Origin of the sequence: Aeromonas sp. 19NY04SH05-1, from assembly GCF_040581895.1 — a bacterium.
Taxonomy (GTDB): Bacteria; Pseudomonadota; Gammaproteobacteria; order Enterobacterales; family Aeromonadaceae; genus Aeromonas; species Aeromonas enteropelogenes.
Map to the genome: position 1 here is coordinate 2155191 of NZ_CP095328.1, position 24401 is coordinate 2179591.

Consider the following 24401-nt stretch of genomic DNA (forward strand, 5'->3'; position numbering starts at 1 on the left):
CGCCAGGGTGGGGGTGCCAGGCACCACAATTGCCTGCATGGTAAACCATAGTGCCACCAGAGCGAAGCCTGGAGGAATTGTCCGCTGGTTTAATCGGCAGGGGGAAAATGGGGGAGGTACTTGGGAGAGTCGGCAGGCAGGGCATCCTGACCATCTGCGACGGCGAATGTTGCCTGCGGGCATGCCTCGCGCTTGCCACGGCATTGAGGGGCGGTGAGCACTCCCCAAAAGACCATGCCAGTCGGGTTGCCCGACCGGCATGGCAAGTTGAGGCCGAGGGCCTGCCAGTTGAGCGTTTAGAGCAGATCTTCGAGCTGGTACTTCTTGAGCAGTTGTTCGAAGGTGCCGTCGGCCTTGACGCTCGCGATGGCGGCATCGAACTGGCTCTTGAGCTGGTCGTTGTTCTTGCGCAGCGCCACCGCCACCCCTTCGCCCAGGATCTTGTCCTGGGTGCCGTTGAACTGGGGACCGACGAAGGCGAACTGCTTGCCCATCTCCTTGTCGAGGAAGCCCACCTTCAACTGCACCATGTTGCCGAAGGTGTAGTCGGCGCGACCGGACTGCAGATCCAGCATGGGGGACTGGGCGTTGACGTAGCGCTTGATCTTGGCCACGTCGCCGTAGCGGGCGGTGACGAAGTTGTCCTGGGGCGTGCCCTCCTGCACCGCGATCACCTTGTCCTTGAAGTGCGCCGGCTCGTCGGCGAAGTCGGCGGCCTTGTCGCTGCGCCCCACGAAGCGGTTCTGCATCATGTAGTAGACCTGGCTGAAGTCCACCTTCTGGCGCCGCTCGTCGGTGATGTTCATGGAGGACATGATGGCGTCGTACTTGCGCACCTGCAGGCCGGGGAGCAGGGCATCCCAGGGCTGGTTGATCACCTCGCACTCGGTCTTCATGGCCTCGCACAGGGCGTAGGCCAGCTCGACCTCGAAGCCGCCGAGCTTGCCGCTGCTGTCGACCATTTCGAAGGGGGGATAGGTGGCGTCGGTGGCGATCACCAGGGGTTTGGCGGCGGCCTGGCCTGTGGTGGCCAGGGCCACCAGCATCATTGCGGTGTTGAGTTTCATAGTCAGTCCCTTGAGTGTGGCGTCGTGTCGATGGTCGTAACGGGTGTCGGCCTAGGGGCCGACGGCTATCTTGCGATGGGCGAGGGCCGGCAGCTGGCTGCGCACCGTGCGCTGGGCTGCCAGATCCAGGGTGGCGATGGCCATGCCCTGACCCTCCTCGACCCGGGCCAGTACCCGGCCCCAGGGGTCGATGATCATGCTGTGGCCGAAGGTGCGGCGCCCGCCGGGGTGGTGTCCCCCCTGGGCCGAGGCCAACACGAAGGCCAGGTTCTCCACCGCCCGGGCCCGCAGCAGCAGCTCCCAGTGCGCGAGCCCAGTGGTGTGGGTGAAGGCGGCGGGCAGGGCGATGACGTCGGGGGCCGGCCCCAGCCGGAACAGCTCCGGGAAGCGCAGGTCGTAGCAGATCCCGAGGCGCAGCAGTCCCCAGGGCAGGGGATGGCTCACCACCGTCTCCCCCGGGGTCATGGTCGCGGCCTCGTCATACTGCTCCTGCCCGGTGCAAAAGCCAAACAGATGCAGCTTGTCGTAGCGGCAGGCCAGGTGGCCCTCGGGGTCGACGAGCAGGCTGCTGTTGTGCATCTTGCCGGGCTCGTGGCTGGCCAGCGGCAGGGTGCCGGCCAGGATCCAGATCCCGAGCTCCCGGGCCAGCCCCTGTACCCAGGCCAGCAGGGGGTGATCGCCGACGGGGGCGGCCAGGGCGACCCGTGCCCGCTCATCTTCTGGCATCAGGTAGAAGTATTCGGGCAACTGGGCGAACTCGGCCCCCTCGGCCGCCGCCTGGCGCAGCAGCGCCTCGGCCTGGGTCAGGTTGTGGTCGAGGTCATCCCCGGAGACCATCTGCAGCACGGCGACGCGTACGCTCTCCATGTGGCCTCCTAGACGCGACACAGGCGCTCGGCGCCCGCCAGCAGGGTGTCGTCATCCTTGGAGAAGGAGAGGCGGATGACCCGTTGATCCGTGCCGTCGTGATAGAAGGCGGAGACGGGGATGGTGGCGACCCCGTGATCGCGGATCAGCCGCTGCACGAACAGGCTGTCGGACTCGTCGCTGATGCGCTCGTAGCTGGCCAGCATGAAGAAGCTGCCCGCCGAGGGGAGCAGGGTCAGCCGCGACTCTGCTAGGGCCGAGGTCAGCAAGTCGCGCTTGCGCTGGTAGAAGGCCGCCAGCTCCTGGTAGTGGGCCGGTTGCTGCAACAGGTGGGCGAAGCCGTACTGCATGGGGGTGTCGGCGGCGAACATGGCGAACTGGTGCACCTTGCGGATCTCCTCCATCAGGGAACGGGGGGCCACGCAGTAGCCCACGCGCCAGCCGGTGACGTGGAAGGTCTTGCCGAAGGAGAAGACGGCGACCGAGCGCTCCACCAGCTCCGGGTAACGGATGACGCTCTGGTGCAGGGCGCCGTCGAACACCACGTGCTCATACACCTCGTCCGAGAGGATCAGGATGTCGGTACCGCGCACCAGGCGGGCGAGGTGCTCCTGATCCGCCGCCTGCCAGACGGTGCCGGTCGGGTTGTGGGGGGTGTTGAGCACTATCATGCGGGTGCGTGGGGTGATGCGGGCGGCCACCTCCTCCCAGGGGATGGCAAAGTCCGGCGCCTTGAGGGCGATCACCACGGGGGTGGCCCCCTGCAGCTGGATCATGGGGCGGTAGCTGTCGAACGCCGGCTCGAACATGATCACCTCGTCACCGGGGTGAACCAGGGCGGTGATGGCACAGAACAGGGCCTCGCTGGCGCTGGCGGTGATGGTGATCTCCTCGCCGGCGTCATAGTGGTGGCCATAGCTGGTCGCAATCTTGGCCACCAGCTGCTCGCGCAGGGCGGGCAGCCCGGTCATGGGGGCGTACTGGTTCTCGCCGGCCAGCATGGCCTCGTGGGTCACCCGGATGAGCTCGGGATCGCAGGGGAAGCTCGGCGCCCCCTGGGAGAGGTTGATGCTGGGGTGGCGGGCGGCCAGATCCCCGATCACGGTGAAGATGGTGGTGCCCACCTGGGGCAGTTTGCTGAGAACCTGGGGGGAAGACATGGCGCCGTCACCTGAGTGTGGGAATGAGCCCCTGTTTTAGCCCCCGGGGCGCTTGCCGGACAACGGATTATTCGGCATGGTATGCATGAGTTTTTCTCAAGCATGGAGGCTTGTCATGTTGTTCACCCCGCCGCGCACCCAGCTGCCCCTCTACGGTTTGCAGGTCTTCGAGTGCGCCGCCCGTCACCTGAGCTTCACCCTGGCCGCCGACGAGCTGTGCGTCAGCCAGGGGGCCGTGAGCAAGCAGATCGCCCAGCTGGAGGCGCGCCTAGGGCACCTGCTGTTCGTGCGCGGCACCCGCAGCCTGACCCTGACTCCGGCCGCCGAGCGCCTGCTGCCCTTCATCCGGGAGGGGCTGGTGCGCATGGGGGAGGGGCTCAGCGCGCTGCAGGCCCTGCCCCACGAGCAGGCCATCAGCATCAAGGTGCCCTCCTGCGCCAGCCGCTGGGTGCTGCGGCGGCTGCAGGCGTTCGAGGGGGAGGCGGTGGAGGTACGCGGCAGCCACCACCACGGCATCGACTTCTCCCGGGAGCCGTTCGATCTCGCCATCGTCTACCAGCCCTGCCTGGGGCGCTATCCCAACAGCCAGCCCCTGTTCCGGGAGCAGCTGACCCCGGTCTGCGCCCCGGCGTTTGCCGCCAAGCACCGCCTGTTCGAGCGCTCCCTGGAGGAGCTCCCCTTGCTCCCCCTGATCCATGCCAGCGTCGATCGGCGGGATTGGCGCAACTGGTTTGCCGCCTTCATCGCGACCCCCTGGCAACCCCAGGGGGGACAGTTGTTCGATACCCTGGACTTGGCGATGAATGCCGCGTTGCAGGGGTTTGGCCTCTCCCTCGGGGATCCCACCATAGTGGCCGAGGAGCTGGAGAGCGGTGCCCTGGTAGCCCCCTTCGTCCCGGTGCTGGAGACGGATCACGAATACGCCCTGCTTGTCTGTCCAGGCAACCCGCCTCCCGGCGTAACCCGGGTCTGCCAGTGGTTGCTGGGCGAGCGCCCCTCTTTCTGACAAACATAATTCTGATTCTACATACGTGATGTAATGCTGCCTTGGTACAAGGTGGCGACAAGACCATACTGCGGTGAGCGGGCTATGCTTGGTATAAGCCGTGCATAGTGCCGGTATCTGCGCGCAAGGCGCCGATTGGGGGAATGGATATGGAATCGCTAAAAGCCAGGGACTATATGCAAAACAGGCCGATCACCTTCAAGGCGGACATGATGGTGCAAGCGGCCGTGGAGAAATTCTTGAACAGCCACCAGTTGGGAGGGCCGGTTGTCGATGACAAGGGGCACCTGATCGGCTGGATCTCCGAGCAGGATTGCATCGCCGTCATGCTCAGGGAAGCCTATCACTGCGAGCAGGTAGCCCAGGTCAAGGATGTGATGCGCAAGGAGGTGCTGACGGTTGGGCCGGATACCAGCATTCTGGCGCTGGCAGAGATGATGATGGGGCAAAAACCCAAGATCTATCCGGTGGTGGAGGAGGGGCATCTGGTGGGGGTGATCAACCGCCACAACGTGATGCAGGCTATCCATGCCCAGCTGACAACCTGCTTCGTTCATCATGCGCACGGCTAAGCCGCTGCACGTGACTATCTCAAAAGCAGGCCGCTGGCCTGCTTTTTTGTCTCTGATATGGATTGCCCTTGGCTTGCGGCCATTTTTGGGCAGTTAGCCTTGAACCATTAACGCCAGATACTGAAAGGCTTGCACCACTCATTCCCGCTCTTTAGGATCACCCCCAGCTATCGATATGGCCCTTGATGGGCACTCTTTTAAGGAATTCGTACCTTGTCTCTCTCTATCGAGGCGCTGCGCCGCCGTCTATCTGCCTGCATGAACCTCGACGCCCGCCGTCTCTCCAGCCGTCTGCACGGGGCCAAGAAGCTGCCGGAAGCCAAGCAGGCCGCCGTGCTCGAGACCATTGCCGCCGACCTGGATGTGGCCGAGGCGCGTTATCAATCCCGTCTGGCCGGTGTGCCCAGGGTCACCTACCCGGACAACCTGCCGGTCAGCCAGAAGCAGGCGGAGATCGCCAAAGCCATTGAAGAGCATCAAGTGGTGATCATCGCCGGCGAAACCGGCTCGGGCAAAACCACCCAGATCCCCAAGATCTGCCTGGCGCTGGGGCGCGGGGTGAAAGGCTTTATCGGCCACACCCAGCCGCGGCGTCTGGCGGCCCGCACCGTGGCGGCCCGCATCGCCGAGGAGATGGAGTCCGAGCTTGGCCACTACGTGGGCTACAAGGTGCGTTTTACCGATCAGGTGAGCGAGCAGACCCACATCAAGCTGATGACCGACGGTATCCTGCTGGCGGAGATCCAGAACGACCGGATGCTCACCCAGTACGACACCATCATCATCGACGAGGCCCACGAGCGCAGCCTCAACATCGACTTCATCCTGGGTTACTTGAAGCAGCTGCTGCCGAGGCGCCCCGATCTGAAGGTCATCATCACTTCGGCCACCATAGACCCACAGCGTTTCTCCCGCCACTTCAACAAGGCGCCGGTGATCGAGGTGTCAGGGCGCACCTACCCGGTGGAGGTGCGCTACCGCCCACTGTTTGTTGATAAAAAGAGCAGTGACAAGAGCGAAGGGCTTGAAGAGCGCGACGAGCTGCAGGGGATCTTCGATGCAGTGGAGGAGCTGGCTCGCGAAGGGCTGGGGGACATCCTCATCTTCATGAACGGCGAGCGGGAGATCCGCGATACCGCCGATGCCCTGCGCAAGCTCAACTTGCGCGATACCGAGGTGCTGCCGCTCTACGCCCGCCTCTCCAACGCCGAGCAGAACAAGGTGTTCCAGCCCCACGCCGGGCGGCGCATCGTGCTCGCCACCAACGTGGCGGAGACCTCTCTCACCGTGCCAGGCATCCGTTACGTGATTGATCCGGGTACTGCCCGTATCAGCCGCTACTCCTGGCGCACCAAGGTACAGCGTCTGCCCATCGAGCCGGTCTCCCAGGCCAGCGCCAACCAGCGTAAAGGCCGCTGCGGCCGGGTGGCGGACGGCATCTGTATCCGCCTCTACTCCGAGGAGGATTTCAACGGCCGTCCGGCCTTTACCGACCCCGAGATCCTGCGCACCAACCTGGCTTCCGTCATCCTGCAGATGCTGGCGCTCGGCCTTGGCAACATGGAAGCCTTCCCCTTCGTCGAGCCGCCGGAGTCGCGCCATATCAAGGACGGTTTGACCCTCTTGAAAGAGCTGGAGGCGGTGCGCGAGCTGCCTGCCACCGGCGATCGTGAGGCAAAATTGCAGCTGACCGAGACCGGTCGCCAGCTCTCGCGCATTCCTCTTGATCCGCGCCTGGCGAAGATGGTGATCAGCGCCGCGCAAACAGGCTGTCTGAGCGAGGTGATGGTGATCACCGCCGCCCTCAGCATTCAGGATCCCCGCGAGCGGCCCATGGAGAAAAAACAGGCCGCCGACGAGCAGCACAGACGCTTTGAAGACAAGGATTCCGACTTCCTCGCCTTTGTGAATCTCTGGAATTACCTGAAAGAGCAGCAGGATGCCCTTGGCAGCAATCCGTTCCGCCGCATGTGCCAGAAGGAGTTTCTCTCCTACCTGCGGGTGCGTGAGTGGCAGGACATCCACTTCCAGCTGCGCCAGACGGTCAAAGAGCTTGGCTTCAAGGCCAATGCAGAGCCGGCGGATTTCAAGACGGTGCACTGTGCCCTGTTGACCGGTCTCTTGAGCCATATCGGCAACAAGGATCTGGAGAAGCCGGAGTTTCTCGGGGCCCGTAACGGCCGCTTCCACCTGTTCCCGGCCTCGGGTCTGTTCAAGAAGCCGCCCAAGTGGGTGATGGCCGCAGAATTGGTTGAGACCTCGCGTCTCTACGCCCGCATCAACGCCAAGATTGAACCCGAGTGGGTGGAGCCGCTGGCGGGCCACCTCATCAAGTTGCACCACAGCGATCCCCACTGGTCGAAGAAAAACGGCGCCGTCATGGCCAAGGAGAAGGTGACTCTCTATGGTCTGACCCTGGTCAACGAGCGCACCATCAACTTCAGCCGCATCGATCCGGCGCTGTGCCGCGAGCTCTTTATCCGCCGCGCCCTGGTGGAAGGGGATTTCGAGACTCGCCATCGCTTCTTCAGCGACAATCGCAAGCTGCTGGCGGAGGTGGAGGCGCTGGAGCACAAGTCGCGCCGGCGCGACATCCTGGTGGATGACGAGGATCTGTTCCGCTTCTACGATGCCCGCCTGCCGGAAGAAATTATCTCTGCCCGTCACTTTGACAAGTGGTGGAAGGAGGCGCAAAAGCAGGATCCCGAGCTGCTCAACTTCGAAAAAGAGATGCTGATGAAGGGGGATGCGGCCCACATCAGCGATCTCGACTACCCCAACTTCTGGCAGCAGGGGCGCCTCAAGCTCAAACTGACCTACCAGTTCGAACCGGGGGAGGCCGCCGATGGCGTGACCCTGCATATCCCGCTGCCGCTCTTGAACCAGGTGGAGGTGAAAGGGTTCGAGTGGTTGATCCCGGGGCTTCGTCATGAGCTCTTGGTGGCCCTCATCAAGTCGATGCCAAAGCCGATGCGCAAGAACTTCGTACCAGCCCCCAACTATGCCGATGCGCTGCTTGCCAGCATCAACCCCGAGCAGGGGCCGCTGCTGGATGAGATGGAGCGCCAGCTGCGCCGCATGACCGGCGTGACCGTGCCTCGCGAATCCTGGGACTGGGCTGCGGTACCCGATCACCTGAAACTCACCTTCCGGGTGGTGGACGACAAGCACAAGAAGGTGGCGGAAGGCAAAGACCTGGAGGCATTGAAAGAGTCCCTGCGCGGCAAGGTGCAGGAGACGCTATCGCAAGTGGCGGACGATGATATCGAGCAGTCCGGCCTCACCCTCTGGAGCTTTGGCGAATTGCCGAAGGAGTACAGCCAAAAGCGCAGCGGCTTCGAGGTGAAGGCTTATCCGGCGTTGGTTGATCAGAAAGATTCCGTCGCCATCCAGCTGGTGGAGAGCCCGGTGGTGCAACAGCAGCTGATGTGGGCCGGTCAGCGCCGGCTGGTGCTGCTCAACGTGCCATCTCCCATCAAGTACCTGCAGGAGAAGCTGCCCAACAAGGCCAAGCTGGGGCTCTATTTCAACCCCTTTGGCAAGGTGGCGGAGCTGATTGACGACTGCATCGCCTGCGGCTGCGACAAGCTCATCGAGCAGCACGGCGGCATGGCCTGGGACGAGGCCGGCTTCGAGGCGCTCAAGGAGTATGTCCGCGCCGAGCTCAACGACGCCGTAGTGGAGGTAGCCAAACAGGTGGAAGCCGTGCTGACCCTCTCCCATGAGATCAAGAAGCGGCTCAAGGGCAAGATGCAGCTCGACACCGCCTTTGCCATGTCCGACATCCAGCAGCAGCTCGGCAACCTCATTCACAAGGGGTTCGTGACCGAGACCGGCTGGCAGCGGCTGCCGGATCTCTTGCGCTACCTGCGTGCCATCGAGCGGCGCCTGGAGAAGTTGGCGATCGATCCCAACCGGGATCGGGTCTACATGCTCAAGGTGCACAGCGTTGAGTCGGAATACAAGGCGCTGCTGGCCAAGATCCCGAAATCCCAGCTGGTGCCCACCGAGGTGGCCAACATCCGCTGGATGATCGAGGAGCTGCGGGTGTCATTCTTTGCCCAGAATCTGGGGACCCCCTATCCGGTCTCCGATAAACGGGTGCTAAACGCCATCGCCCAGTGCTAAGCTGCTATTTGTTTGAATTAACAAGATGATATGTGTCGTTGACAAGGGGAGGGTCAGGGTTGACTGCCCCGTTGCCAAGCCAGTCTGGGAGGCAGGATGCTGGGAATCTGGTTGAGTGTGGCGCAGGTGGTGATCAGCGGTTACCAACCTATTGCCGAACAAACCTGGGTACAGTTGAACCCGGAATATTATCCGCTGGGGCGCACGCCCCCCGCCATGTTCGTGGCCTGGCATGGCAACCAGTTTCCACCGCTGGCGCAAAGGCAGAAAAACGGGCGCTGGCAGATCCTCTTTCCTGCCAGGCTGGTGCCGCCGTTCGATCTGTTCGAAGGGGAGGCCGAACTATCCAAGGCTTATCTGGCGAGGCTCAGGCGCATCGACGAAATGGCCTACGGGGTTGCCCCCAATCAGGGCGTGATCACGGCGCCTGCGACCACCCTGGTAGCTGCGTCACCGCGTGAGGTTGATGCCCTGGTTCCCTTTATCGCCGAGTTCAGCATGCCGGAGCTGGCGCGCAATGAACGGGCGCTGCGTGGGCGGGACGAGGGGGCTGAGCCTCTGCTGGCACAACTGGGGATGAACGTCCGGACGATGGCAGGAGCCGGCATGGTGTTGGCCGAAGGGATGTCACCGCCTTCCTATTCATACGATGAGCTGACGGAACTCGAACCGGCAGCTGGGGAGGGGCGGGCTCTGTGTCACAGGGTGGCTGCCGGTGAGACCCTGTGGCGTATCGCCAATCAGCTCGCCAATCGCATCGGGGCGGACACTTACAGCTACCTGTTGGCGCTGGCTGCGGACAATCGCTCCCGACTGAGCAACGGCATTCGGGTCAAGACCGGGGATGCGCTCTATTGCCCCCGCGCCGAGACGTTGGCGCAGTTTGATGCCCTGAGTCCGGGCCAGCGTCAGCAGCAGTTTGCCAGGCTGGAGCAGGGCAATTAAATAGAGAAGTACGCGCCTTGTATCCGATATTGGCCCGTGGTAGTATTCGCGCTCGTTTTGCGAGGTGCTGACCGGTCGCAGTCAACACCATACATTCATCTAAAAGAGATACTTACTATGTCTTTCGTATTCCAAGCTGAAGTCCGTTCTGACCTGGGGAAAGGTGCGAGCCGCCGCCTGCGTCATGCTGACCAAGTTCCTGCCATCGTTTACGGTGCAGGCAAAGAAGCTCAGTCCATCACTGTTGACCACAAGAAATTCATCCTGGCCCAAGAAAAGCCGGAATTCTATGAGTCCGTACTGACTCTGGTGATCAACGGCGAAGAAGTTAACGTAAAAGTGAAAGCTATCCAGCGTCACCCGGTACGTTACAAGCTGGTTCACCTGGACTTCGTTCGCGTTTAATCGCTAACTGTCCGGTTGAAGAAAAAGCCACTCTCAGGAGTGGCTTTTTGCTATCCGGGGTTCCCCGGTTGGCACTTGCCAGTGCGTGTTCAGGAGAACGCCCTTGTTATTTCATCTGGTTCAGCGCCTGCTGGCAGCGCTGCTCGGCGGCCTCCAGCTCCAGCAGCACGACTCGGATGTCTTCCATCTGCTGCTGCAAGGTTTCCCTTCTCTCCGCCACCAGTTCGAGCATGGTCTGTAACTGGGTCCGGCTGCTCTTGTCGGCATCATAGAGATCAAACAGTTCGCGGATCTCTGCCAGGCTGAACCCCAGCCGTTTACCGCGTAGAGTGAGTTTGAGGCGTACCCTGTCCTGTTTGCTGTAGATACGGGTCTGCCCCTCTCTGGCGGGGTTAAGCAAGCCCTGATCTTCATAGAAGCGGATACTGCGAGTCGTTACATCAAATTCCCGGGCCAGCTCACTGATGCTGTAACGCCGGCTCTCATCCTTGGTTTTATTCATATGGCTATCTTGGCAAACGATCCTGAGGGCACCTTACCTAAACGTAAACTGCACTGCAACTCTTGTTCCATAGCGCCAGAGCACATATGTTAGGACCATCCAACAAGGAGAGAGCAGCAAATGGATATTGCAATCGTAGCGGCAAAACGAACGCCCATGGGAGCCTTTCAAGGAGCATTGGCAGAGGTGTCGGCCCCGGAGCTGGGGGCTTGTGCCATTCAGGCGGCCCTGGTGCAGAGTGGCTTGTCCCCGGAGCAGGTCGATGAGGTGTATCTTGGCAATGTGCTCGGAGGCGGTGTCGGCCAAGCGCCGGCGAGGCAGGCGACGCTCAAGGCCGGTCTGCCTCTTGCGGTCCCCGCCACGACCATCAACAAGGTGTGTGGCTCCGGCATGAAGGCGGTGATGCTGGCCGCAGACAGCATCCGGCTCGGGGATAACCGGGTCGTGGTAGCTGGCGGCATGGAGAGCATGAGTCGTGCCCCCTATCTGCTGGACAAAGCGCGCAGCGGCTTTCGCATGGGACATCAAACCGTGCTCGATCACCTGTTCCTTGATGGGCTGCAGGATGCCTATGATGGCCAGTTGATGGGGATCCACGCCCAGCACAGCGCCGATCAGGCGGGACTGACCCGGGTGGCCATGGATGAATTTGCTCTTGCCTCGCTGCAACGAGCGCGTCAGGCCCAGCAGGAAGGACTTTTTGCCGCCGAGCTGGCCCCCGTCTATCGGTGCGAGCAGTTGTTGCTTGCCGAAGACGAGCAGCCCGGTAAGGGGCGACCTGACAAGATCCCCACGCTCAAGCCGGCCTTCGGCAAGGAGGGAACCATCACGGCAGCCAACGCCAGTTCCATTTCCGATGGGGCCGCCGTCTTGATCCTGATGGCGCCCGAGCTGGCGCAAACGCACCAGATCCCGGTGCTGGCCCGGATCGTGGGTTATCAGAGCCATGCCGCGTTGCCGGCGGAGTTTACCTCGGCACCCATCGGCGCCATCTCTCGTCTGCTGGCTAAACTTGACTGGTCGGTGGAGGAGGTCGACCTGTTCGAGATCAACGAGGCTTTCGCCATGGTCACCATGCTGGCGATGGCCGGATGCAGTATTCCCCATCACAAGGTCAATGTGCACGGTGGCGCCTGCGCCCTGGGTCACCCGCTGGGAGCGAGCGGTGCCCGTGTGCTGGTGACCCTGATCGCGGCGCTTCGCCAACGGGGTTTGCGACGCGGGGTGGCTGCGCTCTGTATCGGGGGCGGGGAGGCGACCGCGATGGCGGTCGAGATCGACTAGTCGGTTGCCGTCATCGCCTGGAACTGTTCGTTGACCCAGGTGGTGGCGGCCAGATAGAGGTGGCTGATTTTGTCTTCGCTCAGCCCCAGTCTGGCCGTTCTGGCTGAGACTTGTGTCCAGTTGGCGCTTTCGTACTCTTCACAAAATGCGAGGTAGAAACCCAGATTGCCCTTGCGCTCCAGCAGGGCCAACCGGATTTCTTCGGCGAGCGGAATGGTACCCAGCAGCTTGTCCATCGGTTGTTCCATCAACACATCCAGCAGCGAGAAGAGCCCGGTGATGAAGGCCTGTGGTTCCTGCTGGGCGGGAGCATGGACATGGGCAAGCAATTCGCAGAAACGGGCCCGGATCAGGGACATCTGATAGAGCTCGGCACTCTTGCCTTTACCTGCGCTGGTGGCAGCGACCAGGGAGACAAAGCGCTTTAGCTGGGTGTTGCCAAGGTAGATGGCCGCCTGGCGAAAGGAAGAGATGGGATTGGTACGCCCCTTGAGATGATTGACATAACGCAGCAACTTGAGGGAGAGGGCCACGTCCTGACTCAGCAGCTGTTCAATCCGGTTGATGTCGGGCTCTGCCTGATTGACCACGTTGAGCAGCTGCATGACCACTACCTGGGTCGGCTCCATGGTCGCCTGCTTGACCAGTTCGGGGCGGCTGAAGAAAAACCCCTGAAACAGTTGGATGCCCAGTTTCTTCATCCGTTCGAATTCGGCCTTGTCCTCCACCTTTTCCGCCAGATAGGTGAGGTTGAGGCTTTTGTGACGTTGAATGAACACCTTGATCTGGAACAGGGAGGTGGCCCTGAGATCAAATTTGATGATGTGGATAAAGGGAAGGAAACGCTCCCACTCCGGCGACAGGGTGAAGTCATCCAGTGCCAGCTGGTAGCCCTGTGTATGCAGCTGTTTGACCTTCTCCAGCAGAGCATCATCCGGCGCCGCATCTTCCAGAATTTCAATCACCACCTTATCGGGAGGGAGGCATTCCGCCAGACCATCCAGCAACAGGGAGTGAGGGAAGTTGATGAAGCAGGGTCGGCCTCCCAGCAATTGATCGATGTTTTGCTGCAAAAATTGCTCCACCACCAGGCGTGATGTGGCCTGCTGGGAGGAGATGCTGGGGAAGACATTGTTCAGGCTATCGCGAAAGAGCAATTCATAGGCATGGGTATTGAGATCCTTGTCGAGGATCGGCTGTCTAGCTACGTAGGAATACATGCCTGGCTCCGATATGGGTACTGGCTTGATTCTATGGTGTAGCGCGGCACTATGCCAGTATTGACCCGGCTCGCTGAGTCAATGACTGGCATAGTGTTTTTTTGCAAGAAGAACGAGTTAGAAGAGATAGCTCAGCTGGGCACCGGCCAGCCAGGCATCCCCTTCCGAAGTGCCGTCAAAATTGGACTGGTAGTGGGCCGGGATGCCGTTGGGCAGGCGAACCGGTTGCGTGAAGGATTCATGTACCCCCACTTTTTTGCCATCGATCAGGGTGACGCCCACATCGACCGAGAGCGCTTTGCTGTACTGATATCCCACTCCCAGGCTGTACCAGATGCGATCCGAGTCGGGGATGGAAATGGTGCGGTTGGCCGCGGGGACCGGACTCTCATCGTAGGCAATGCCTGAGCGCAGTTGCCACTTGGGCGCCACTTGATAGGTCATGCCGAGCGCATAGCGCCAGCTGTCCTGCCAGTTTTCATCTTTGATGTGCATCGGCCCCTGATGATCCAGGCTGGCATCCAGACCGACAAACTTGCTCCAGTTAGTCCAGTTGACGCTGCCATGGAGCGCGAGCTTGTCTGTGAGCTGCTGGAAGAGGGCAAGTTCGGCGGTGGCAGGCAGTGGCAGTACCAGATTGCCGGTATCTTTGAACGTCTGTCCCTGGCCATCGACCCCGACGGCATCCCCCTTGAGCTTGAGATCGACCCCGTTGCGATAGGTGAGACCGATACGGGTCCGCTCGCTTGGGGTGAGCAGCACACCGATATTCCAGCCAAGCTCGTTCCCAGTGCCTTCGAGATGCTTGGCGATCTTGTCCTGGTGGGGGAAAGTGCCACCTACTTCCCCCTCGCCACGAATAAGGGAAAGTCCCATGCCTGCGGAGAAGAAGGGGGTGAACTGATAGGCCAGGGCCGTGCCGAGCTCGACTGTCTTGATATCGGACACATTGCCAAAGTGGCCGGCGCTGTACCCTTTGGGCATCTCGATCCCGAGCCCGTATTGGGAGGAGAGGGAGAGCCCCAGGCTGAGTCGTTCATTCAGGGGGGTGACGACATAGAGGTTGGGCACCCAGGCATCGCCCGCCACGTCGCTGGCGTCGGCGGACTTGTTGCCGGTGGGCAGGCTACCCACTGGGGTCACGAACTTATCGCTCACACGCCCTTCGATATCGACCTGGGGGCGAATATAGATGAAGCCGCCGGAGAAGGCGGTCTGTTTGAAGCGGGTAATGGCACCCGGGTTGCGGCCCAATACGGAGGCGTTGTCGGCAATGGCGGCTTCACCGGCAAATGCGCGGCCGAGGCCGGTGGCAGATTGCTCGGCCAGCTGGAATCCGGCGGCATGGGTTTGACCCGCGATCACCAACAGGGCGATGGCGGACGGTTTGATGATGGATTGCATGACAAAATCCTTGGGTATGAACCGAATGTTCAGTAGGCCATATGAATGGAGGCAGGATTTTATATGGTATGACCAGTAAGGCAACCACGGAGGCACACAGAGGATGAAAACGGGATTAAATACTGGGAGAGAGCGCTCTAATAGTTTGATTAAAAAAGAAAAGTGAACATGTGTGTGCTACAGCTGTACGCCGAGAAGCAGATGTTGCATAAAAAAAGAGCGCCTTGCGGCGCTCTTTTATGTTGCTCAACAATCAGAACTTCATGTTGAACTGGGCAGATGCCAGGAAGGCGTTGCCGTGGGAGGTACCTTGCCAGCGAGGGTTGTTGACAGTGCCACTGTGGGTGACCAAACCTTCGTTAACATCAACTTCTTTCCCGTCCAGATAGGCCATGCCGAAGTCGACGCTCATGTCCGGGTTGATGTGGTAGGTAGCACCGGCGCTGTACCAGACACGGTCAGAGTCAGGGATGCTCAGGCTGCGGTATTCAGGTTCGATCGGGCTGTTGTCGTAGGCGAAGCCCAGACGCGCTTCCCAAGCCGGGTTGATATACCAGGTACCGCCGATGGAGTAACGAGTGGAGTCCTTGAACTTCTCGTCTTTTTGCAGGCAGACACCGCCAGCACACTGGTTGCTGGTGGCTTTCAGCTCCTGGAAGGCGCTCCAGTCGGTCCAGTTGACGGAGTAGTGAACGGCAAACTGCTGGTTAAGGCGGTGGTAGCCGGCGAACTCGGCCTGTGCCGGCAGATCCAGCTTCAGGTTGCCGTCAACAGTCTTGTAATTAGAGCTGGTACCATTGAAATCGCCATCAAAGCTGAGATCGACCTGGGAACGATAAGTCAGTGCGAAACGATGGTCATCGTTGACTTCATAAAGGGCGCCTACGTTCCAGCCAAAACCCCATGTGTCACCTTTAAGTCCCGCAATTTTGGTGTCGGCGGAGTGTACTTTCCCTGTTTTTTGAGACAAAACAGGTGCCAGTACACCGGCATAGCGGTTTAGCTCGGCTTCTGCATACACGGCATTGATGCCGGCACCAATGCTGAACTGCTCGTTGATGCGGTAGGCGATATTCGGGTTGATATTGAGGGTCAACAGCTCGGTATCACCGGCACCTGAACCCGCGGCAAAGTTCTTCTCATATTCGGTAGAGAGGCCGTAGTTGGAGAAGAGGCCGATACCCCAGGCCCACTGATCATTCAGTGGCTGAATAAAGTAGGAGGCCGGAACAAAAGCGGCGGGCGCGATATTTGATTCAGAGGCGCTACGGTTGAAGTAGTTGGGAACCGACGTGCCAGTTGGCAAAGTCAAATTGCCGGAGGTTTGCCCCTCTACATCCACATCCGGCTTGATATAGGTGCCGGAGACGGAAACGGCCATCTTGTCGAAGGTGGTCATGGCTGCCGGGTTGCGGGCCAGCACGGCGGCGTTGTCGGCAATGGCCGCTTCACCGGCATAGGCACGGCCCAGACCGGAGGCGGAGTGCTCGTTCAGCTGGAACGCAGCAGCATGAACCTGGCTGGTGGCCAGGGCAATAGTGGCTGCAATCAGGCTCTTCTTGAAAACTGTTGTGGTCATGGTGTTCTCTCTTGTAGGCAGATTTTTTTGCCGATACTTGGCTGCATGTTCACTGCAGACCTCGACAAAATCCGTTGTTATTTCAGCTTCTTCCCAATCAATGCTGGCGTGATTCTATGGATCTGGTAGGAGGTAAGAAATCAGACCAGTGACAGCAGAATACATAAAAGTGACCAAGGTGTTAATCATTTGTTTTATTTGGCTGTTTAATTCATCAATTTCGGGGGTAGAAGGCCATTTTTAGAGCAAATTAACCGATCTGGCTCACAAAAATATTTTTTTGAAAAATGGGATAACGTGCGACATCTGGCGGAAAAAGAGGGGGGAACTTGAGTTGAACAGGCAGCTGGGCGAGCCAGACTGCCTGTGAATATGGGTATCGACCGGTTTTGTTAAATGGACCAGTGCAGACGTGACTCCAGGGTGTCGGCAACTGGCGCAAGGGGCTCTTGCATGTCACCAATCAGCACCATGTTGGCACCCCGCAGCGGCACTATTTCACCCTTGAGGGTGCCATCCTCAAAGTTGGGTTGCAGGGTCAAGGGCACGTGTTTGGGTACCAAAAACAGGGTGACCGGTCCCATCTTGCCCTGGATCACCATGTGCAGCGCGGGCCCCTGATAAAAAGAGCAATGGTTGACATAGGTCACCTTGAGCCCGTCCATCCCGCTTAAGGTGGCGCCATATTTCTCCATCTTGGCGTTGATGTTTTGCAGGTTGACCCGCTCGTCGACTCCCTTGATAAAAGGTGCTTCCCCATAGACATGGGCCATCGCCACCTGGGCGAGGGACTGGGTCGTGGCCGGAGCCTGGGGCAGGGTTATCCAGCGTGTGCTGAGTCCAAGCAGGAAGGCGACGGAGGCGGCCATGGCTAGCTGGCGCCAATTGGTCTTGGCAGTACCTGATGTTGCCGTGGGCAGGTTCCCCACGGGATGAGCCGGTTGCAGGGCTTCATCTTCTTCTCTCAGCAAGGCTTGTTTTAGCAGGATCCGCTGGGCGAGTCCGGCTGGGACGTCGACCTCCATGGCCTGATGGAGCGAACGATCGAGCCGCTTCATCTCGTCCAGATATTGGCGATTGGCCGGATTGGCATTGGCCGCCTCGAGAAAATCCGGTTGCTGATCATGGGGCTGGATCATGGCGTTGCGGCGAAATTCGAGTTCATCCATGTCCGTGTCCTCTTGCTGGTTTCTTCTGTTCCATCGCCTCTTTGATCTGGTTGCGGGCTCGAAACAATCTGGTCATGACGGTGTTTTTGTTGAGGCCGAGCATCTCGGCAATTTCGTCACCACTGAATCCCCCCACCACTTGCAGCAGCAGGGGTTCCTGGTACTCCTCGGGCAGGCGGCCGATATGGCGGCGCAGCCACTCGTGTTCCATCTCCTGTTCGCTATGCAGGGCATCCGGGTGACTTTGGGGATGTTCATCCAGATCCACCAGATCGAACTGTTTACGCTCGAAACGGCGGGCGTTCTCTCGCCTCAGTATGGTGATCAGCCAGCTCTTGGCTGCCTTGTCATCGAGCAAGGTGTCGATGGCCTTCCAGGCGCGCAGGAAGGTCTCTTGCACCAAGTCTTCCGCCACCGTCGGATCCCGGGTCAGCCAGTAGGCGTAACGGTAGAGATCCCCGTGCAGGGCATGGACCAGTGCTTCAAATTTGGTTTGTTTGTCAGCCATATAGTCATAGACCGGCGTACTGGCCGGATCATTTCCTCCAATATGGTGCTGAGCGTGTTTTTTTCTGAAAAACAGCAATGCCATTAAGCACTCCTTGTCAGGGGGCCGATGCGCGGGAGCGAGCACTCAGGTGCGCCAGCAGGCAGATGAGGTGTGCGATCCCGATGGTTTCATGGGGCCTTAGCGTGTCGCCGAGCTGTTGCCAGCGGGGGAGCGGATCAGTTGGCTGGCTGGAAAAACAGACTCGCTCGAGATCTTCTAGATGCGCGCCGACATGATTATGCCGAGCTCGCTGCAACTGGCCTAATTCATAATAGGTGCCCTGCCAGCGTAGGGAGGCCCAATGGATGAGCGCTTTTCGGCTGGCATCGGGCCGGTGCAGGCAGAGTGCCCGCTGCAGGTAATAGAAAGCCCGCCAGCGTGGCCAGCGACGCCAGACCATGCGCAGCCCCAACGCCAGCAACACCCACCAGAGGCTGTCTGCGGCGACTTCCCGTGATGCGCTCTGCTCTGTTTCATGGCCCGTCGCGGGCTGGAAGCTGAGGCGGGTGGCTGGCAGGGATAGTTGCTCAATTTTGCCCGTTTGAGTGTTGAACCAGCTCAACTCGATGGGGGGCAGCAGATAGGTACCGGCCTCTTGGACTGACAGAGTTTGCCGCCACTCTCGCTTGATGTGCAGGACATTGTCGCGGTAGCGTTCATCTTGCCGCTCCCCGTCGGGATGGGCCTGCAAACCGTCAGGGAGGCGACTTGCCATGAGAGGAGCCAGCTGCACCTGACTGCTGTCGCCATTTTCCAGCGTCAGGGTCAGGATGCGGATCAGCGGTTCTCCCAGAGGCCCTTCGCTGGCGGGCTCGATGCGCTGGCGCAAGGTCAGGGCGCTGGCCACGGGCGTGGCGGGAGCCTTGTCCACCCGAACCTGAAGCGGCGCCGCTCTGGCGGAGAGCCGATCCGGCCCGTCCCCTTGCCGGAGCAACTGGCCCTGCAAGCGGGGAGACTCCAATTGCCAGTTCCCCGGCTCCCTGGCCTGGATCAGCCAGCTGCGGGTGAGCCTGCCGGGCAATCCCTCCTGTGCGGGGGCTATCCACTCGTCATCGCCAAGGCGGCGAATGATGAAATGGGGAGAGGTCAGTTCGCTCAACCCCGGATGTTGCAGATTGGCGGGGAGCCAGAGGGTGAGTTGGTAAATGACCGGCTGACCGGGATAGAGGGGTCCTTGATGCAGCAGGCGGGCCTGCATTTCCATCGGTGCTGGTGCTGGTGCTGGTGCTGGTGCTGGTGCGATTTTTGTCACCTGCTGCGGGCGAAAATGGAGGGGGTGGGTCATCTCATCACCCAGCTTGAGGGAGGGAATGATGAGGTCAGCCGTTCCATCGTGCCCCTGGCCGAGGTGCAGGGGGATCTGCCAGCGGGTCAACTGCTGCACCGGCGTCGTGACCCGGCTCATGGTGACCCTGCCCACTGCAAACTGGCGCAGCAGCGGGGCTATCTCCAGCTCGCGGCTGTCGCGCTCGCCATCAGCTTCAATGATCAATAGCCAGTCCGCAGGATCGGTGCCCGGCAACAACTCGGCCCGAGGTGGCAAGGTCCAGCCAGGGGAGGCCAACAGCAACAGGGCCAGTATGAGGTATCTCACCAGGGAGCCTCCACCTTGATAAGCTCCCGTCTGAGCGCCTCCTTGCGAAGACGCTGTTCAAGCAGTACCACCGGCGGGGCGGGGGGCAAGGGGGCCGGTTCGCTTTGGGGAGAAGAGGGCGACGGGAGAGGCGCCGTGTCGGTCTTCTCAGGCGCGGATGCCGCCTGGCCCTGCAGCAAAGAGAGGTTATAGAGGGCATCTTCATGGCCAGGTTCTTGCGCAAGAGCAGCCAGATAGGCCTCTTTGGCGCTGTCCAGTTCCCCGAGCTGTACCAGCGCATTGCCCCGGTTGTAGTAGGCGGTGGCGCTGTCATCTTCCTGATAGGCCGCGATCGCCTGACGGAACTTGCCTGCCCGATACAAGGCGTTGCCGCGCCAGATGGGGTTATCGAAGGCCAGGGCCGCGTCCTCAAAATCTCCTCGCTGATAGGCGGCAAGAGCTTGTTGTTCGGTGAGCTCGTTCGCCTGTGCCGGCGGTGACTGCAACAGTGGCCAGCCAAGGATCAGCGGCACCATCAGATAGGCCCCCACTCTGGCGAGCAGGGCGAGCAGCAGCAGCGGGATCAGTAACCAGGGACCGAGATCGAGGGGGGCTGGCGTCAGGGCCGAGCTGGTGGCCGGCAGCGGCGCAAAACGGGGAGGGGCGCCGTCAAGCCATTGCAGTGAACCGCCAAGGCGGCTCGCCAGGGCCTCGATGGCGTGGCCGTCCGGTGCCGGCAAACGGGGGGGCTGGCGCGCAAAACCAAGTTCACCGGCCGGGATGGGAGGCATATTTGCCGCCTGGCCGCTGCTGGCGAGCAGGATATCGAGCCGCGCTGGGGCATTGTCGTGGCAAAACAGGCTCTGCTGGCAGGGCCACAGCTTGCCAATCTGCGCTATCTGTTTGGCGCTTAGATCATCGGTGATGAGCAGCAGCCGGGCCTGTTCGCCGGGGGCAATCTGTTTCATGGCCAGGGCGACGGCCCGTGCCGGGTTGCTGCCCTGCAGCGGCATGATGGCGGGGCGCAAGTCGGGCAGCAGCAGGGAGAGCGCCTGATGATCCCGGGTCGGCGGCATGGCGAGATAGGCATCCCCGGCATAGAGGATGAGGGCGATACGCGCGCCTTGGGCGCTGGCGAGCAGCTGTTGCAACTGCCACCTGACCCGGGTGGCCCGATCCGGCTTGAGATCGGTGGCCTCCATGGAGCGGGAGAGATCGAGCAGCCAGATATCGAGGGGGGCGGCGGGTTGTTGTTGCAGCTCACCGCGCAGAGCCGGCCCGCTCAGTGCCAGGATGACGGGCAAGGTTGCCAGCCAGCGCCAGGGGCGAGAGGGCCTGGTGGCAGGCAGCAGATAGGCCTGCATGGCGGGCGCCAGCAGGGGGGGCTGGCGATGGCGTCGCCACCCTTGCCAGAGCCAGGGGATCAGGGCAAGCAGCCACCATGGTCGCAGCAGGATCAGCTCCATCGGCGAACCCTTCTTGCCAGCAGGGCGCGCCAGCCACCAGGAAGCGCGCCTTTGCCGTTGGTGGGGAGCAGCAAGAGGGCGCATACCAGCGCCAGTGGCCAGGGATAAAGTTCGGTGATTGGTTGATGGTGCGCACTTGGCCGGGCGGTGGGCTCCAGTTGATTGAGGGCGTCGTTGATAGCCTCAAGATCGGCCTGGGTGCGTGCCCGAAAGTAGCGCCCGTGGCCCACCTCGGCTAGCGCCTTGAGCAGGGGCTCATCCAGCTCACTGCTGGGATCGGCCTGGCCGGTGCCCAGCGGATCGTAAGGCAGGACGAAGGTATCCGGATCGGCGCCAACCCCCAGGGTGTAGATCCGCATGCCGCTCGCAGCGGCGAGGCGGGCCTCCTGCAGAGGATCGGCGCTGCCTGCGGTATTGCGCCCATCGGTCACCAGCAGCAGGGCGCCGGGGTGGGCTGGGTCGGCGTGCTGGCGAGCCAGCAGGATAGCTTCACCGAGCGCCGTAGTACGCCCCACCAGATCAAAGTCGAGCTCGTCACTCAAGGTCAGCAGGGCGGGGATCTCCCGGGTCAGGGGAGAGAGCAGGTAGGCGTGATCCGCAAAGACGATAAGCCCGATCCTGTCTCCGGCGCGGGCGGCGATCAGTTGCTTGATCTGCTGGCGCACCGCCGTCAGGCGCGCCAGCTGTTCGCCGCGATCGAGCATGTCGGGGGTGCGCATGCTGTCGGAGAGATCCACCGCCAGCAGCAGATCGCGGCTCTCCTGATAACGCACGATAGGCTCTCCCCACCATTGGGGGCGGCAGAGGGCGAGGATCAGGGTGCACCAGATAAAGAGGGCGCGCCACAAGGGCAAGCCACCGTGGGGACGCAGCAGGGGAAAGCCGGGATGGTGCAGATGACCCCTCTTCAGGGAAGGCAGGCCAAAGCGCACCAGCAGGGGCAGCACCAGTGCCAGGGCAAACCAGGGCCAAGCGAGGATCATGACTGCCTCCGGCGAGCGCGTCTTGTTGCCAGCAGTGGTTGGCGCAAAAAAACGGTGCGCCCCCAGCGGCGATAGGCATGCTCAAGCCGGGCGCGCTGCTCGCGGGTGGGTGACTGGTTGCCATAGAGCCAGCCGCTCCATTGATCGGCAAACTGGCAAAAATCGCTCCCGCCATGACGATCGACAAAGGCGAGCCACGCCTCTCCATGGAGCTGGCGAGCCTCGGGCCAGCGCTGCAGCGCCTCATGGCGCAGGGCCTCCTGAAGTCGGGGCACCAGTTGCTGGGGGTCCCCATCAAACTGGCGACACCAGCGCCGGTATCCCAGCACCATCAGAGTGAAACGGATGATCAGCCAGAGCAATGTTGCACCGATCAGTAGCCACAATAGCCCTTGAAGCCTGGGATCCAGGCTCTGCTCGGCGATCTCGGGGCCCGGGTGTATGTCCCTCATCAGCGAGCTTAGCGGCGGCGTGATGACATCCGAAGCGGGGCTGGCCAACTCCAGCTTTGCTGTCGCATTTATCCCTGATGACATAACCCCTCCTGCCACTGTTGCTGCAGCGTCTGGCCGTTGTCAAGCAGATAAAGGCGCTGCACCAGCGGTAACAGTTGTTGCCTGCCATGGGCAAGCTGTTGCTGGGCCGTCTGTTGGTAGCGCCTGACAAAGCCGGCATGCTGGCCATCCAGCCAGCCCTGATAGTGCCGGGGCGGGCGCTCGATGGCGACAGGCAGTTGACCGTGAGTGGGCAGGTTGGCCTCCAGAGGGTCGCGGATCTGCCAGTAGTGGATATCGTGGCGACGGGACAAGAGCTGCAACTGTTGGCACAGGGCGCCATCACAGGGTCTGTGATCCGTGATCAGGGTCAGTCTGGCGCCGTGGGGAAGGGTCAGCCTGGACAGGGTCTGGGCGAGGGAGGACGCCGGGTCGCGGCGTGTCAGGCCGAGACGATAGTGATGACAGAGGGATTCGAGCAAGGGGATGACGCTGCCGCGCTGGCTCAGGCGATGGGGTTCGGCGCCGTGGCAGATCAAGGTGTTGTGTTGCTGTTCCCCTTGCCAGATCAGGGCGGCGGCCAGCTCGCATCCCAGACGTGCCTTGAGTTGCAATGTGGAGCCGAAATACATGGCGGGGGAGAGATCGAGCAGCAGCCAGTGGGCCTGATCCAGCTCTTCACTATAGAGGCGGGTATAGGGTCGCCCGAGCCGGGCGGTGACCCGCCAGTCGATGTGGCGTACCTCGTCACCGGCCTGATAGGCGCGCAGCTCCCTGAAAGTGAGGCCCGGAGAGCGGCCCGGCTTGCCTCGCTCGGCACTGCTTCTACCAGCCTTGCGCTGCGCTTTCGCCCACAGCCGGATATTGATCAGGCGAGGTAGCTCCAGCGCGATATCGGGATGCTGGCAAGGATCTAGGGGCATGGCACCAGATCCAGCAGGCGGTCGATCAGGGTGTCGTTGTCCAGGTTATCCGCCAGGGCCTGATAGCTGGGAATGAGGCGATGGCGCAGTACCGGATAGGCCTGCAGCTGGATATCTTCCGGCACCACATAGTCTCGCCCCGCGAGCCAGGCCCGTGCGCGGGCCGAGCGGGCCAGGGCCAGCGAGGCTCTGGGGCTCGCACCGACGGCGATGAGGGGCTCGAGAGCTGGGCACAGGCCGCTGCCCGGGCGAGTGGCACACACCAGCGCCACCAGATAGTGGGCGAGGCGCTCTTGCATCGTCACGGCCAGCACCTCGCTGCGGGCACTCTGCAAGGTGGCCTGACTCAGGGTCACGGGGGCGGCGGCCAGCTGCTCGCCTTTGGCGTTGAGCTGCAAAATGGCGAGCTCCATGGTGGGGCTCGGGTAATCAACCATCAGCTTGAGCAGGAAACGATCGAGCTGGGCCTCCGGCAGAGGGTAGGTGCCCTCCTGCTCGATGGGGTTTTGGGTTGCTGCCACCATAAAGAGGGGCGGCAGGCGCCAGCTCTTCTTGCCCACCGTGATCTGGTGTTCGGCCATCGCCTCCAGCAACGCGGACTGCACCTTGGCCGGGGCCCGGTTGATCTCGTCGGCGAGAATAAGGTGGTTGAAGAGGGGGCCGGGTTGGAACACGAAGCTGGCATCCTGGGGATGAAACACCTCGCTACCGGTGAGATCGGCCGGCAGCAGATCCGGGGTGAACTGGATGCGAGCGAAGCGCCCCTCGACGGCGCCGGCCAGCGCCTTGACCGCCCGGGTCTTGGCAAGGCCGGGTGCCCCTTCGATTAACACATGTCCTTCACATAGCAGGGCGATCAGCAAGCCTTCAATCAGCTCATCCTGTCCCAGGATCTGGCTGCTCAAATAGTTCCTCAATTGTCTGAATTCGGCCACAGCCATGCGATAAACCCGTTGTTTTTATGGAAGTTGATCTGTTTATACTCCAGTTGACCCGCGAGGGCGAGCCAGGGGGCCGAGTTGCGCTCAATTTAGTTTCAATCAGCTGTATGAAACTTGTGATTGGATTGTTAAGATGTGGCGCAATGAGGTCAGACCTCTGTCT

Annotated in this window: 21 protein-coding genes; 6 read left to right on the top strand and 15 right to left on the bottom strand. The window is 61.3% G+C overall.

Annotated features, from left to right (window positions below; all coding sequences use genetic code 11):
• Positions 1–296 precede the first annotated feature (296 nt).
• Genes MRK42_RS09940 through MRK42_RS09950 form a run of 3 tightly spaced genes read right to left on the bottom strand, consistent with a single transcriptional unit; the run spans position 297 to position 3094 of the window.
• Positions 297–1067 (bottom strand): transporter substrate-binding domain-containing protein, encoded by a 771-nt coding sequence (locus MRK42_RS09940; protein ID WP_338612313.1) that lies wholly within the window; start codon positions 1065–1067, stop codon positions 297–299.
• Between the two features lie 51 nt (positions 1068–1118).
• Entirely contained in the window at positions 1119–1934 is an 816-nt protein-coding gene (locus MRK42_RS09945) for a carbon-nitrogen hydrolase family protein (RefSeq protein ID WP_338612314.1), read from the bottom strand.
• A gap of 8 nt (positions 1935–1942) precedes the next feature.
• A complete protein-coding gene (locus MRK42_RS09950; RefSeq protein WP_338612315.1) occupies positions 1943–3094 on the bottom strand; it encodes a methionine aminotransferase in 1152 nt (383 codons plus the stop codon).
• 115 nt (positions 3095–3209) lie between these two features.
• Here MRK42_RS09950 and MRK42_RS09955 point away from each other — a divergent pair, with 115 nt between their 5' ends.
• The 5 genes from MRK42_RS09955 (at position 3210) to rplY (ending at position 10150) form a co-directional block, all read left to right on the top strand.
• Positions 3210–4100, top strand: coding sequence for a LysR family transcriptional regulator (locus MRK42_RS09955; protein WP_216992280.1), 891 nt, complete (start codon positions 3210–3212; stop codon positions 4098–4100).
• 149 nt (positions 4101–4249) lie between these two features.
• Positions 4250–4672 carry a CBS domain-containing protein gene (locus MRK42_RS09960; RefSeq protein ID WP_042026485.1) on the top strand — a complete coding sequence of 141 codons (423 nt, stop codon included), beginning with the start codon at positions 4250–4252 and terminating at the stop codon, positions 4670–4672.
• 213 nt (positions 4673–4885) lie between these two features.
• The gene (gene hrpA / locus MRK42_RS09965; RefSeq protein ID WP_225632324.1) at positions 4886–8800 is read left to right on the top strand and encodes an ATP-dependent RNA helicase HrpA; all 3915 of its coding nucleotides are present in this window, start codon (positions 4886–4888) and stop codon (positions 8798–8800) included.
• A 96-nt stretch (positions 8801–8896) separates the two neighbouring features.
• On the top strand, positions 8897–9745 hold the full coding sequence (locus tag MRK42_RS09970; protein WP_026457898.1) for a hypothetical protein: 849 nt from the start codon (positions 8897–8899) through the stop codon (positions 9743–9745).
• A 117-nt stretch (positions 9746–9862) separates the two neighbouring features.
• Positions 9863–10150, top strand: a complete 288-nt coding sequence (gene rplY / locus MRK42_RS09975) for a 50S ribosomal protein L25 (protein WP_024945378.1) — start codon at positions 9863–9865, stop codon at positions 10148–10150.
• A gap of 106 nt (positions 10151–10256) precedes the next feature.
• Here rplY and MRK42_RS09980 read toward each other — a convergent pair whose 3' ends face one another.
• Complete coding sequence (locus MRK42_RS09980) at positions 10257–10652, bottom strand: MerR family DNA-binding transcriptional regulator (RefSeq protein WP_042026319.1); 396 nt, start codon at positions 10650–10652, stop codon at positions 10257–10259.
• A 120-nt stretch (positions 10653–10772) separates the two neighbouring features.
• Between MRK42_RS09980 and MRK42_RS09985 the strand changes: the two genes are divergently transcribed.
• Positions 10773–11936 (top strand): acetyl-CoA C-acyltransferase, encoded by a 1164-nt coding sequence (locus tag MRK42_RS09985; RefSeq protein ID WP_338612316.1) that lies wholly within the window; start codon positions 10773–10775, stop codon positions 11934–11936.
• On the opposite strand, the gene MRK42_RS09990 is transcribed toward MRK42_RS09985, so the two are convergent.
• The 11 genes from MRK42_RS09990 to MRK42_RS10040 form a co-directional block, all read right to left on the bottom strand.
• Entirely contained in the window at positions 11933–13156 is a 1224-nt protein-coding gene (locus MRK42_RS09990; protein ID WP_061477598.1) for an EAL domain-containing protein, read from the bottom strand. The genes MRK42_RS09985 and MRK42_RS09990 overlap by 4 nt on opposite strands.
• 117 nt (positions 13157–13273) lie before the next feature.
• On the bottom strand, positions 13274–14560 hold the full coding sequence (locus MRK42_RS09995; protein WP_338612317.1) for an outer membrane protein transport protein: 1287 nt from the start codon (positions 14558–14560) through the stop codon (positions 13274–13276).
• A gap of 253 nt (positions 14561–14813) precedes the next feature.
• A complete protein-coding gene (locus tag MRK42_RS10000) occupies positions 14814–16139 on the bottom strand; it encodes an outer membrane protein transport protein (RefSeq protein WP_042026315.1) in 1326 nt (441 codons plus the stop codon).
• A gap of 392 nt (positions 16140–16531) precedes the next feature.
• Complete coding sequence (locus MRK42_RS10005; RefSeq protein WP_338612318.1) at positions 16532–17308, bottom strand: DUF3379 domain-containing protein; 777 nt, start codon at positions 17306–17308, stop codon at positions 16532–16534.
• A complete protein-coding gene (locus MRK42_RS10010; protein WP_338612319.1) occupies positions 17301–17900 on the bottom strand; it encodes a sigma-70 family RNA polymerase sigma factor in 600 nt (199 codons plus the stop codon). The genes MRK42_RS10005 and MRK42_RS10010 overlap by 8 nt, the downstream gene beginning before the upstream one ends.
• 13 nt (positions 17901–17913) lie before the next feature.
• Positions 17914–19452, bottom strand: coding sequence for a hypothetical protein (locus MRK42_RS10015; RefSeq protein ID WP_354689023.1), 1539 nt, complete (start codon positions 19450–19452; stop codon positions 17914–17916).
• A complete protein-coding gene (locus MRK42_RS10020) occupies positions 19449–20897 on the bottom strand; it encodes a VWA domain-containing protein (RefSeq protein ID WP_338612321.1) in 1449 nt (482 codons plus the stop codon). Before MRK42_RS10020 ends, MRK42_RS10015 begins: the two co-directional genes overlap by 4 nt.
• Positions 20888–21880, bottom strand: coding sequence for a VWA domain-containing protein (locus MRK42_RS10025; RefSeq protein WP_338612322.1), 993 nt, complete (start codon positions 21878–21880; stop codon positions 20888–20890). The genes MRK42_RS10020 and MRK42_RS10025 overlap by 10 nt, the downstream gene beginning before the upstream one ends.
• Positions 21877–22416 (bottom strand): DUF4381 domain-containing protein, encoded by a 540-nt coding sequence (locus MRK42_RS10030; RefSeq protein WP_338612323.1) that lies wholly within the window; start codon positions 22414–22416, stop codon positions 21877–21879. The genes MRK42_RS10025 and MRK42_RS10030 overlap by 4 nt, the downstream gene beginning before the upstream one ends.
• Positions 22401–23297: a DUF58 domain-containing protein gene (locus tag MRK42_RS10035; RefSeq protein ID WP_338612324.1), complete on the bottom strand. Its 897-nt coding sequence runs from the start codon at positions 23295–23297 to the stop codon at positions 22401–22403. The genes MRK42_RS10030 and MRK42_RS10035 overlap by 16 nt, the downstream gene beginning before the upstream one ends.
• A complete protein-coding gene (locus MRK42_RS10040; RefSeq protein WP_338612325.1) occupies positions 23288–24238 on the bottom strand; it encodes an AAA family ATPase in 951 nt (316 codons plus the stop codon). The genes MRK42_RS10035 and MRK42_RS10040 overlap by 10 nt, the downstream gene beginning before the upstream one ends.
• Between the last annotated feature and the right edge of the window lie 163 nt (positions 24239–24401).